This window comes from bacterium, from assembly GCA_016699995.1.
GTDB lineage: Bacteria > Patescibacteriota > Doudnabacteria > UBA920 > UBA920 > UBA920.
The window spans coordinates 22331-34793 of record CP064996.1 but is presented as its reverse complement, the minus strand read 5'-3'; the positions used below and the strand labels follow the sequence as shown (position 1 = coordinate 34793).

13 protein-coding genes are annotated in these 12463 nt (G+C 44.5%); 10 read left to right on the top strand and 3 right to left on the bottom strand.

Annotated elements, in window-relative coordinates; all coding sequences use genetic code 11:
- Positions 1-9: 9 nt before the first annotated feature.
- Both IPM19_00130 and IPM19_00125 read left to right on the top strand, forming a co-directional pair.
- Positions 10-1470 carry an FAD-binding oxidoreductase gene (locus tag IPM19_00130; protein ID QQS22969.1) on the top strand — a complete coding sequence of 487 codons (1461 nt, stop codon included), beginning with the start codon at positions 10-12 and terminating at the stop codon, positions 1468-1470.
- A 63-nt stretch (positions 1471-1533) separates the two neighbouring features.
- A complete protein-coding gene (locus tag IPM19_00125) occupies positions 1534-2223 on the top strand; it encodes a M23 family metallopeptidase (protein ID QQS22968.1) in 690 nt (229 codons plus the stop codon).
- Between the two features lie 52 nt (positions 2224-2275).
- Here IPM19_00125 and IPM19_00120 read toward each other — a convergent pair whose 3' ends face one another.
- Positions 2276-3016, bottom strand: a complete 741-nt coding sequence (locus IPM19_00120; protein ID QQS22967.1) for a hypothetical protein — start codon at positions 3014-3016, stop codon at positions 2276-2278.
- Between the two features lie 145 nt (positions 3017-3161).
- On the opposite strand from IPM19_00120, the gene IPM19_00115 reads away from it, so the two are divergent.
- Positions 3162-3527 (top strand): DUF3307 domain-containing protein, encoded by a 366-nt coding sequence (locus IPM19_00115; protein ID QQS22966.1) that lies wholly within the window; start codon positions 3162-3164, stop codon positions 3525-3527.
- A gap of 352 nt (positions 3528-3879) precedes the next feature.
- On the opposite strand, the gene IPM19_00110 is transcribed toward IPM19_00115, so the two are convergent.
- Positions 3880-4239, bottom strand: a complete 360-nt coding sequence (locus IPM19_00110) for a cytochrome b5 domain-containing protein (protein QQS22965.1) — start codon at positions 4237-4239, stop codon at positions 3880-3882.
- Between the two features lie 132 nt (positions 4240-4371).
- Here IPM19_00110 and IPM19_00105 point away from each other — a divergent pair, with 132 nt between their 5' ends.
- The 7 genes from IPM19_00105 to IPM19_00075 all read left to right on the top strand — a co-directional run bounded on the left by IPM19_00105 (position 4372) and on the right by IPM19_00075 (position 11153).
- Positions 4372-4581 carry a DUF378 domain-containing protein gene (locus tag IPM19_00105; protein ID QQS22964.1) on the top strand — a complete coding sequence of 70 codons (210 nt, stop codon included), beginning with the start codon at positions 4372-4374 and terminating at the stop codon, positions 4579-4581.
- Between the two features lie 96 nt (positions 4582-4677).
- Positions 4678-5751, top strand: a complete 1074-nt coding sequence (gene tsaD / locus IPM19_00100; GenBank protein ID QQS23406.1) for a tRNA (adenosine(37)-N6)-threonylcarbamoyltransferase complex transferase subunit TsaD — start codon at positions 4678-4680, stop codon at positions 5749-5751.
- Between the two features lie 37 nt (positions 5752-5788).
- The gene (locus IPM19_00095) at positions 5789-6031 is read left to right on the top strand and encodes a hypothetical protein (protein QQS22963.1); all 243 of its coding nucleotides are present in this window, start codon (positions 5789-5791) and stop codon (positions 6029-6031) included.
- Between the two features lie 5 nt (positions 6032-6036).
- Positions 6037-6621: a prepilin-type N-terminal cleavage/methylation domain-containing protein gene (locus IPM19_00090; GenBank protein ID QQS22962.1), complete on the top strand. Its 585-nt coding sequence runs from the start codon at positions 6037-6039 to the stop codon at positions 6619-6621.
- A 7-nt stretch (positions 6622-6628) separates the two neighbouring features.
- Positions 6629-8074 (top strand): hypothetical protein, encoded by a 1446-nt coding sequence (locus IPM19_00085; protein ID QQS22961.1) that lies wholly within the window; start codon positions 6629-6631, stop codon positions 8072-8074.
- Positions 8071-8574 carry a CDP-archaeol synthase gene (locus IPM19_00080; protein QQS22960.1) on the top strand — a complete coding sequence of 168 codons (504 nt, stop codon included), beginning with the start codon at positions 8071-8073 and terminating at the stop codon, positions 8572-8574. The genes IPM19_00085 and IPM19_00080 overlap by 4 nt, the downstream gene beginning before the upstream one ends.
- Before the next feature lie 338 nt (positions 8575-8912).
- Positions 8913-11153 (top strand): valine--tRNA ligase, encoded by a 2241-nt coding sequence (locus tag IPM19_00075; GenBank protein QQS22959.1) that lies wholly within the window; start codon positions 8913-8915, stop codon positions 11151-11153.
- A 71-nt stretch (positions 11154-11224) separates the two neighbouring features.
- Here the strand turns inward: IPM19_00075 and IPM19_00070 are convergent, their stop codons facing one another.
- Positions 11225-12412, bottom strand: coding sequence for a hypothetical protein (locus IPM19_00070; GenBank protein ID QQS22958.1), 1188 nt, complete (start codon positions 12410-12412; stop codon positions 11225-11227).
- Between the last annotated feature and the right edge of the window lie 51 nt (positions 12413-12463).

The following is a 12463-nucleotide window of genomic DNA, read 5'->3' as shown; positions in this document are numbered from 1 at the left end:
AATGATATAATGAATAAAATGCTTTCTAATCACTCCCCTTGGATTCATCAATTAAACAGGCAACGGCCAATAGCTCTGCTCGAAAGCGACCATCACACTGATGTCGCGATTATCGGCGGAGGCATAGCCGGCACAGCAACTGCTTACTACGCACTAAAAAATACAGACAAACAAATAATTTTAGTTGAAGCTGATAAGATTGCCCACGGCGCCACTGGACACAACGGCGGTTTTTTAGCTAGTTATTTTGAACGCAGTTTTTCGGGTTTGGTTGCAGAATTTGGATTGAAACAAGCGGCCAGCGGCCAACAGGCAATGGAATCCAGCTGGACTCTACTAGACGAGATTCGCCAGGAAGCCAACCTACAAACGCCGATGTGGCAATTTACCGGCTACGCTGCTTGCGTAACCATGGAAGAGGTTCTGGTTCATTTAGAAAATAATGCACTCAAACTTAAAGCAGGCTTATCTTCTTTACCGATGATGATTTCCGAAGAGGCTCCAGGATTGCCCGATATTCCCGAGATTTACAAGGACCTTTATTCTATTCTTCCCAAGCAGGATATTTTAAATCTGCTCGAAACCGAGAACGAAGATTACATCGCCATCCTCCCCGAACGAAAAGGCTGCATGAACAGCGCTGTATTTTGCGAAGAACTTATTGGCTACCTGCTCGCTGCATACCCCGACAGATTTACCTTGGCCGAAAATACCAAAGTTCGACGATTAGTTTTAAAAGAGAACCACGGCGTACTAGATGTAGGCAAGGGAAAAAAGATCAGTGCCAAACAGATCGTTCTCTGCACGAACGGCTTCGAAAATATAAATATAGTGAACACTGCTGGCCCTTCGGTAAATGAAAAATTCCACCATTTAGTTCGCGGAATAGTCGGCTATATGGCAGGATACACGGAAGAAATGAGCAAACCGCCTGTAGAAATTAGCTACCTCCCTAAAAAATCCGTTCATGGCAAAGATATTTTTGATGAAGAACCATACTTTTATCTCACCCGACGGCCGTATAACGAAGAGCCTCATACCAAACATAATTTAATCTGCGTGGGCGGACCGGAAGCATTAATGGATGATACTAATAATTACAATCCAGAACACGTTTACCCAGACGAGGCTAAAACACAGATCGATAACTTTCTCCGCTACACGTACAAACACGCGCCAAAGGACAAGGTGAGCTACAAGTTCTTATGGCATGGCCTAATGGGCTTTACCCCGAATGGGGTGCGGCTAATTGGACCAGAACCATGCAATCCTATCCTCTACTATAACTTGGGCTGCAATGGAGTGGGACTGCTGCCATCTATCTATGGCGGCTCGAAGATCTCCCAGCATCTGTCCGGTCAAAAAGTGCCCGCTTCTATATTTGACCCGCAGGATAACCGAGTGAAAAATAAACAAAGTAAACCGTCTTACCATAAGCGTCGCGCAAAAACATCAAAAAAACCAGCTTAACGCTGGTTTTCTGTAACTTTTAATTTAGCAACGCGATTCATTTAACAAAGGGATAATACCAATATGAACAAGGGAAATATCATAATTTTAACTGTGGTTTTAGCGGCACTTCTGGGCTATCTGGTGTATTCTCAAACACGCCCAGACCCATTAGAGAGCATTGCCACTAACCAAGCTGCCCCAACAGAAGAAAACCAATTTACCACCTCACCCTCACCCGAAAATGAGCCGACGCAAAGTTCGACAAGACCAGAAATTGCCATGCCCATTTCCCAAGCCGAGCAGAGAATAACAAAAAAATCTTATGGGACTTATGTTACGCCGCAAAACTCGCCGGTTAGTCCCGAAGTATTCACCGGATATCATACAGGAGCGGACTTTGAAGTTTTTGATACCGAAGCGAATACCGATGTAGATGTTAATGCTATTTGCGACGGCGAATTGCTGCGCAAGACTACTGCCACGGGATACGGAGGTTATGCTCTACAGTCATGCAACATTGAAGGCAAAGCAGTAACTGTCGTCTATGGGCATATGCGCCTATCTAGCATCAGTGCGAAAGTAGGCAACACTCTAACAGCCGGTGAAAAAATCGGAGTTCTAGGAACCGGATATTCAAATGAAACCAGCAACGAACGCAAACATCTTCATTTAAGCATTCATGTCGGTACAAGCGTCGACATCCGCGGTTACGTTCAAGGCAAAGCCGCGCTCAGTGCCTGGATGGACCCGAAAGTAGTACTGGGCCTGTAAAAGCGAAAAATAAAAATACGCCGTTCCGCGGTGTTTTTTACTCGAAAGATTTTTACGACTCGCTATTCCTCCATAATTCTTCAAACATCGAACGCATCGTCATAGACAATTTAGGACTATTCCAAACCGTTACTACATTTTCGCTTCGCGATGAAATCATTAAAACTTTTTCTTTGGAAAAAACTATTGTATAAGGCAGCTGCACGCTGGCTGGCAAAAATCTAGATTGACGGTTTTCCTGATTATCCTTACTCACTATTTCTCTGGCATAAGCAGTATCGGGAATAAGCTGATAGCTTTTTACCTTTAGCATCTTTTTGCGGCCGATAATCGTTTTTATAACGTACTTCTCGCGCACATAATCCAAAAAGGATTCGCCAGAAGTTATGATTCGAAATTCTTTATCCTTGGCCTGCAGCAAACCTTCCCAGGCAACCTTAAAACCCTGTGGCCCATGTAAAATTTCTACACTAGAGCTCTTGCCTCTTCCGGCTTCCAATTCTAAGTCAGGCAAACTTTCTTCCGCTTCGCTTAAGCGGTCTTTAGAAATGGCAATTAACTGGCGAGGTGGCACAGCCTGGTAATAATTGCGCTTGCCCAGCCTGGACTCAACCAACGCCCCGGCGCTAAGAAGCTCCTCAAGCGTGTAATATAAGCTGGTTCTAGGCACCTTGCTATGTTTGGCGATATCCTGCATTACGCCACCTCCAAGCTTCAAAGTAGTTAAGTACATCTGCGCAGCCCGTTGGGAAAAGCCCAGTAACTCAATTTTAGATACTAAATCGGATTTCATTGATAAATATAAGCAATATTTCTTTTAAAAAGTGACGAAAAACTAGTCATTTTTTAATGTAAAAACCCCTGTTCTAGATTATCATAGAGGTGGATCTTTGAGAATAGCTGGGGGTCAAAAACCTAGAGCTTATAAAGGAGAAAATATGAATATTGAATTGTTTATCTTTGCTTTTCTCGCCCACTTAGTCGGAGACTACCTGATCCAGACCGAATACGAGGCGAGCAATAAACCGAAGGGAAGCTTCTTTAACTGGGCGCTACTGATTCATGTCGTTAAATACACGGTGTGCGTGGGCTTGGCGATTGCGTGGTGCGGAGCTTCTTACTGGTGGATAGTCTGGATCTTCGCGACACATTACGTGTTGGATCGCCGGGCGTTTATTATCTGGTGGAGAAGGAAAATAATGCGAAGCAGCGAAAAGTCGATCAAAAATGATTGGTGGTTAAACGTCATAGTAGACCAAATCTTTCATATACTGACGATAGCTGTGATTGCGATCCTTTCATAACCACCGCTTGAAGTGAGCGGCAGAACATAGATTCTAAAAGGAGGAATACACAAATGGCAAATCGGAATAATTCTGCAGATTTTGACGGCAACAAAGTAATCTTTGGAGTGCGGATTCCTCTGCTGCTTCTTACATACTGCGGGTTTTGCGGGCATAAATTTGAACGGTCCCACAATTTTTGCCCTAACTGTGGCGTAAAGAAACAGGTTATTAAAAACTGTTGCGCCTGCGGAGCTGGTTTCCAGGACAATCACACTCACTGCTGGTCGTGCGGGTGTGAGATAACCAAAGAACCCAGGCCACTAGCAAGTTGTTAAATTAAAAAGCGTTCTCTTTAGAACGCTTTTTATAATTACTGTTGTAATGTACCGATCTTATATTTTGCCAAAGCTGATTCCTGCTGCGCCTGACCGCCATGCTGCCCGTTAAAGAAACTGCTTCCATCCTTGCCGCACAAAGCCTGAATCTTTGCCGCACCGCCCGGATGCAGAGGGATCCATTCTGTTAGATCGTATACGGATCCATTAATTGCAGAGTAACACTTTGACCCAGAATTAGCCGCTGATACATCAGCCATAGTATAACCAGTAGCGGTTTGTTCTGTGCTTTGATTATTGTTTGTGCTGCTGTCTTGAGTGATAGTTGTTTCTGTACTGTTGCATCCCGCAGCTAAGAGAGCAAAAGCTACAACTAGAATTGATAGTTTTTTCATATATACATTATACACGACACAACTCATCATTCCCCTTTTTTATTTGTATTTTTTTCTTAGTTCGCTTTTTTAAGCTGCCAATTGATGGTATAATCAAAGCAGGAAAATTATACCCGAAAGGGGGTGAGTGCATTGAAATTTATCAACACTTTAGCAATGATTTTGGTAGTTGTTGGCGGCCTTAACTGGGGCTTAGTCGGCGCTTTCGATTTCAACCTTGTAGATGCCATCTTTGGCAGCATGGAAGCTGTAGAAAGAATCATCTACGTATTAGTAGGCTTGTCCGCTATTTTGGTTGCGTTTGGCAGCATGAAAGGCAGCAGCAACTCATCTAGCATGTAATTTTATATAAATACGCAAAGCCGCTTTTGGCGTTATCCCAGGCGGTTTTTGTTTTCCCCAAATTTAGCTATACTTTGAATTATGAAAAAGCACAAAATGAGTAAGCTGCCTAGCCGCTCTCGCAAAGTAAAAATATTAGCCATAGAAACCAGCTGCGACGAAACTGCTGGCGCTGTTTTAATTGGCAACCCTCACAGCGCAAAGCCAGACTATAGATTTCTATCATCCGTTGTTAAATCGCAAATCGCTATTCATAAAAAAACCGGCGGCGTGGTACCGGAGGTTGCAGCCCGAGCTCACATGACAAGCATTATGCCGGTAGTAAATAAGACTCTTGTCGATGCCAAAGCGAAATTAACAGATATGGACTATATTGCTGTTACATCTGGCCCTGGATTAGTGGTGTCTTTAATAGTAGGAACAGAGTTTGCCAAAGGATTGTCTATGGCCACGGGCAAACCGCTTCTTCCCACGAACCATATGGAAGGCCATTTGTACTCTGCTTTTAGTCTCCACCCAGAAAAGATTAAATTCCCAGTGCTGTCTATAATAGTATCCGGCGGTCATACTATGCTTGTCCTTATGCGCAATTACAAAGACTACAAAGTAATTGGCTCTACTGTCGATGATGCCGCTGGAGAAGCTTTCGACAAGATTGCCAGGCTGCTCAAGCTTCCCTATCCCGGAGGCCCGGAAATATCTAAATTGGCTTTGAGAGGAAAAACCGATTTAAACTTTCCACGACCGATGATGAGTGCGGCAAACTACGATTTTTCCTTTTCGGGGTTAAAGACGGCGGTACTCTATTACATAGACAAGAAAACCAAAAACGGAAAAGTTGCCCTTTATACTCAGGACAAGGCAGACATAGCAATGTCATTCCAGAATGCGGTGGTTGATGTGCTCACAACCAAGGCGCTGAGAGCCTGTAAACAATACAAGTGCAAAACGGTAGCTTTATCGGGCGGCGTAGCTGCCAACCGGCCGCTAAGAGAAAGTCTTAGCCGCGTTTGCCAGGCGGAAAAAATAAACTTTATAGTTCCCGACTTCGAACTTTGCACCGACAACGCCCAAATGATAGCCTTAGCCGCGTACTTTCGTTTATACAACAAAGGTAAAGCCGTTTTGCCAGCGAGAGTAAAGGCCGACCCAGCTTGGGAAATTCACTAGAAATTTGGTATAATAGTAACAACAATAAGGTTACCAAATGCCTAATTACAATCCACAGGACCAAGAAGCAGACTTTAGCAAGTTCTTTGAGAAAAACAAGGCTAATTTGCCCAAAAATGATGGTTCTGCACAAGCGAAACAAAACAAAAAACTTAAACGCAAATACTATATTTATGGGACAATTATAGTAATTTTAGTTATTATTCAAATTGCAGTCTACATGCTCACCCGCCCGCCTGAGCCCGCCAAGCCAACTGCGCCCGCAACAACCCAGAACTAATTTATATGATTAAAGCGTTATCCAAACAACAAGGGTTTACATTAATGGAAATGCTGGTAGTAGTGGCCATTATCGGCCTACTATCGGGAATCGTCTTAACGACCTTTACCGGCGTGCGTAAGCTTGCCCGTGATGCTAAGCGCACAGCAGACCTGCGCCAGCTGAACAGCGCCATAGAATTCTATATCAATGACAATGGCCATGCGCCATATGTAGGAGCGCTGAACTGTAATTCCACCAATACTGACCCAGGTGGATGCGTAACGAGCGTAAACAAGCCTACACAATGGGCCGCGCTCCAGGCAGAATTGCAGCCTTATCTGACAAAACTACCTACAGACCCCTGCGGCCAATCTTGTAACACAGGAGATGGCTCTTCAGGCCGATGGGCCATGATTTATTACAACCCCCCTGCAACTGTAGCTAGTCTGTGTCAAAATTACGGATGCCCCTTAACCAACGCCCAGCTTAACGGCCACTATGCAGTTTTTGCCGGAGTTATGGAAGTGGCAGATACAGACTACACCTCAACATACAAAGGGGTGCCGACTTTCGGCTTTAAAACTTACAGTATAGGAAATTCTTTCTAAATTATAAATGGGTATTATTACTCAAAAAAAAGTATTGCTTTTTACCGCTGGCCTAATGCTGGCGTTTTGTTTTGCTATCAAATTTTTTCCGCCTTTAGAGCTGCTGGTTCATGAATTAGTAAATCTTTTTGCCAGCGGTCGTAGTATTGCGAAGATTTTCGGTTTCTTTTTGTATACTGCAATGCTTTGCCTCTTACTTATTCAGCCTCTTAGACCTAAATTCGAATACTTAAAGACTTTAACTGGAGTTATCTTAGCAACCTATGGTTATGGATTATTGGTCCATATCATTCTTATAAAAAATTTAGGGTTAAAGCTTACCGACTTTGTCATAATATTTAATAATCAGGAGCTCTCTACCACAACTATCAAGCATATCCATGTCCTCAAAGGGATAATTGCCGCAGCTCTGCAATGGTTGGGCGTAGGAGTTTTGGAAAATGTGGATGGGGGACTGGCTTACATCGGTCTGATTCATCCTATAATCTTAGTTGTTGGATTGTTTCTGGTTGGAACCAGTTTTAGCGGAATGGTTTTGCTATTTCTGCACAAATACAAAGAGCTATTCAAAAATCAAACGCCGGGGCGATGGCAGGTTCTGTATGTCCTTCTATTTAGTATTGTTAGCTTTAGCTTGGTGAAAAATTTTATAGACGGAGGAATCTTAAATCGGGAAACCCCGTTCGCTTTGGCGGCTCTGCTATTTATAATGTTCCCTATCGACCCCACCAGATACACAAAAAGAGGGATATTATGGCGATTATCCCCTGTTTTAGGATACTTTGTAATAGTCTCGTTAATTAACCTTAGTCAGGGCCTCCCGTGGTCAGAACAGTGGGCGCTAATATTTCAGGGTTTGACCTTAGGAGCATTACTGGGCTCGATGCTATATTATTTAGCGATAAGAAAGGTCAACCGCGGTGGGATATTATTGATCATCATGTGCGCGCTGTTGTTATATTGGCCGGTTTCGCACGCCAAAAACATGTACCGTACAGCTAACAAGCCAATAAGCGAAGGTCCTGCCTACGTGGGAGTTTTAAAAGAAGTGAGGTCGGAGCACTATGAGCTAATTGAGCAGATCGAGGATCTAAAAATCTACGAATACAAAACCGAGGAACCTTTTACCGTTCAACAATTAATTGATAAGAATAATTTATTGGACAACATCGGTCCGGTAAAAGTACCTTGGTACAACTGCTTGCCAATGAACGAATACAAAGAAAGCACATTTGACTTGCTTACAGTACAGCCTATTAAAGATAGAGTTGCTAACAGTAGGTTTATCGACTTAGCTTTCAACGAACAAGGCATGGTTAAGGACTGGCACAGCTACAAAGTTAGAATGGCCATGCGCCCGTGCGGGCCCAGGCCGTTGAATATAATCGAAAGGCTTATCCAAAAGTCGGGCGCGCAGACATTTTTCATCAGTAATATCCAGGACGAGCAATGACATTCGCAATTCACCTTTTAAGCTATACGGTTCCGTGCTGGCTGATTAACGTCACTCTGAATTTATGGTACTTGCTCAAAATGCGCTATCCAAAAATTCTTAAATATGACGCGGCACTGGATCTAAACAAAAACTTTTTTGACGGTTATCGCATACTAGGCAATTCGACCACCTGGGTCGGATTGCCAATAGCGTTGCTTTCCGGGGCAATAATCGAAAGCTTTTTAAGCACTCCAGAGATTGGCCTGCTTAAAGGTCTCGCAGTATACGCCGGCCATGCATTAGGAAGCTTTACTAAGCGCCGATTCAATATTCCCCGCGGCCAGTATGTTCCAATAGTTGATCATGGTGATTCGATTATACTAACCGGCATAATTTTTTATGCTTTAGGGCTGGAGTCGTTAAGCATTGTTGTTGCTGGAGTAATTTTAACCTTGATTGCCCAGCCAATCATGGCCTACAGTGGATACAAGCTCAAGTTGAGAGACAACCCTCTATAACAGTTCCAGCGAGAAGATGTTTACAAATTGATGACTTTGTCTTATACTTTGATTAATCGAAGCCAATACTGCAGCTGTCACTGCAGTGGCGCAGGAAGAAAGCATAGAGCTGCCGCCTCGCTCAAAGCGCGAAAAGCACTGGCTGATGCTAGTAGAACCTGCCGGAGCCTCCGAAAATAGGCATAATTAAGCTATAAATCTAGATGGTACCGCGCGGCGTGCTCACCAGCTTGGCAGCGCTCTAGACACCCCAGCAATGGCGGGTGTTTTTTATTTTTGGCACGGCGCTATCCCAGACAGATGTGCACGTAGACTCAAAACCAATTAACATAAATCACATGAAAGAACTAGACAAATCCTATGACGCTTCCAAGTACGAATCCGACATATACAAACTCTGGCTGGATTCCGGGTACTTTAACCCGGATAATTTGCCAAATAAAAACGGCGAGCCTTTTACAATTATCCTGCCGCCGCCGAATGTAACGGGCACTCTGCACTTAGGGCATGCATTCGAAGACACTATCCAGGATATTCTGATTCGTTTTCGGCGAATGCAGGGACGTAGAACCCTTTGGCTACCAGGAACAGACCATGCCGCAATTGCCACCCAAAGCAAAGTTGAGAAAATTTTAGAGAAAGAAGAAGGAAAACGTAAAACCGACTTGGGCCGAGCGGCATTTTTGGAACGCGTAAACAAATTCGCACAAGACAGCCACGATACGATCATCAATCAGCTTAAAAGAATGGGTGCTTCGCTAGACTGGAGCCGCGAAGCTTACACATTAGACGAAGCCCGAAGCCTGGCAGTACGCACCGCGTTTAAAGCTATGTACGACGATGGCCTGATCTATCGCGACTACAAAGTAGTAAACTGGGATCCTAAAGGGCAGACTGTTATTTCTGATGATGAAATCATCTACCAGGAACGCGAAGCTGTACTGTATACATTTAAGTACAGCAAAGATTTCCCTATCGCAATTTCTACAACTCGCCCAGAAACCAAGGTTGGTGATACAGCTGTTGCGGTCCATCCCGACGATGAGCGCTATAAAGAATTTGTTGGCAAGGAATACGATATTGCATTTGCTGGAGTGCCAATTCATATTAAGGTTATTGCAGATGAAAGCGTAGACAAAGAATTTGGTACTGGCGCACTTGGCGTTACCCCGGCGCACAGCACTATTGATGCCGAAATTGCGCAACGCCATAATTTGGAAACCAAGCCGGTAATAAATGAGTTCGCCAGAATGACAGTTGGGAGCGACCAAGCTGGAGTAGATCTCAAGGGGAAGAAAACCACAGAAGCTAGAGAAATGGTGGTGGCCTGGCTGAAGGCAAACGAGTTAATCGAGAAGGAAGAAGTTATCAAGCAAAATGTTTCCACTGCCGAACGTTCGGGCGGAATAATAGAACCCCTGCCTAAAATTCAATGGTTTTTGGCTGTAAATAAGCCATTTTTAGTGAGAGATTCAAAAATCAAAGGCATTAAAACCGGCCAAGAAGTAACTCTAAAACAGTTGATGCGTCACGTAGTCCAAAGCGGTCAGATCGAAATTATTCCAGAACATTTTTCTAAGACTTACTTCCACTGGATCGATAACCTTCGCGACTGGTGCATTTCCCGCCAGCTATGGTTCGGCCATCAGATCCCTGTTTGGTACCGCACCGATAACAGCACCGGCATGACAGATGAGTACTGTGGGATTGAAGCTCCGGACAAAAACGCAGGAAGGAACAACGCAAACGAATGGGTGCAGGACGAAGATACTCTGGATACCTGGTTTTCGTCTGGCTTGTGGACTTTCTCTACGTTAGGATGGCCAAACCAAACTGAGGACTTAAAAAGCTTCCATCCAACTTCCGTAATAGCGCCGGGCTACGAAATCTTATTCTTCTGGGTAGCACGCATGATCTTAATGACTGGCTACCACCTTGGACAAATACCTTTCCAAAGAATCTATTTGCACGGTATTGTTCGCGACAAGCAAGGACGCAAATTTAGCAAATCACTCAACAATGGAATTGACCCGATCGAAATGGCGGATAAATACGGAACCGATGCTTTACGCTTAGCGTTGGTATTCAATGCCGCCGCCGGCAATGATACGCTGTTCGATGAACAAAAAGTAAAAGGCATGAAGCACTTTGGGAACAAGTTATGGAATATTACCCGATATGCGCTGCTGAGCTTAGATGAAGCGATTACTGAGGACCAATACAAATCACCTCAAGCTATTACTGAAGCCGACAGAATAATATTAGAGCAGCTGACAAGCACGATTAAAGCTGTAAATGAACACTTAGAGAAGTTTCGTTTGCACGAGGCGGCTCAAAGCTTATATGACTTCGTGTGGCGCGACTTTGCCGACGTCTACATAGAGGCCTCCAAGGCTCAACTGGCAGACCAGGAGCAAAAGCAAAACACCCAGCTAATTTTACTGCATGTGTTAACAACAAGCTTAAAATTGCTACACCCATATATGCCGTTCCTAACAGAAGTATTGTGGCAAGAGCTGACATCCGAAGGCTTAGTTAACGAAAAACAGTTAATGGTTGCACATTGGCCAGAACAATAGGCCCGGGGCCAGCCTAACCGATGGGCTGAGCTTAATTTCTAACTGCAAAAAACCGCTTAAATTAAGCGGTTTTAGTAAGTGGGATTATTTTTTATCTCCTCGTGATGGTGCATGACCTGCCTATAGGCAATGATCAACAGCACGACAAATAGCAGCCACAGTAATATCAACAAAGACCAAATTACAACCGGCCCTTGGGGCTGCACCGTACCGGCCGATGCCGGATTGGCTAGCAGATTAAACTTTGCCTGCGCCTGAGAAGTAATGCCATTGTGCCGGCTAGAAACCTGTATGGTATATTCTCCTGCCGGAGTTTCTGGGGCAGTGGTAAAGGTCTTTAGGAATTGAGATTGCTTGCTAAATGATACTGTATCTGTAGTCTCTAAGATAACTTTGCCTGCGGGCGAAATAATTTTGTAATCAATATCCTGCGCCACTACTTGCTGGCCGGTACTACTAACCAACATCAATCTGGCAATAACTTTTTCCCCGGCATTAACATACCGATAATCATCAACAATCGAAATAAATATTCCAAATTGAGAAGGCCCGGCCGGAACTTCCACTGGAGGAAGAGTTGGAATAGAAGGGCCTCCCGGAGTGGAAGGCTTACCTGTACCTGTTCCAGTTCCAGGCTGCGTTCCTGGTCCGCCAGGTTGCCCAGGCTGTCCGGGTTGGCCAGGATCTACTGGGACCGGCTCCTTAGGAAACTCTACTATAAAATACCTCTTTGTAGATCCGGAACGAGTTAAATCGTAAGAATCATACACGGAAGCTGTAATCGAATACGTGCCCTCTATGAGCTCGACGGGAGATTGCCATAGCCACTTACCTGTTGCATCGGCCTGAGCTGTGCTATTGAACGAGCTTGTCCCAGACACACTGATGAAAATCAAACCTCCGCCGACAGAGGTAGTTCCCGAGTAGCTTGGCCTGCCCGGAAACACGTCAGCTGCTCGTAAACCTTCTGGCGTATTGATAGGCCGCTGTGCTATCTGCCCTTGCGGCTCGGCGACCATATTAATAGTTGGGTTTGGAGTTGGCACAGGTGCAGGTCCTCCGCCGCCGCCAATGATGGGCCCAGGATTAACGCCTTCTACTAACGCTGTGATGTTAACGTCTTCTGCGCCAGCGTTCATCCAGACAGTCGCCATTACGCCGACTACAGCAAGAGAAATAAAGCCAAAACAAACACCCATCGACATATGGTACAGGCGATGCGAATGATTATGCGTCCACTTTTCTGGTTTTAGTTTCATTAGTATCTTTTATCGACTAGATTAGTATCACAACACCGAAAATTGAAGCCA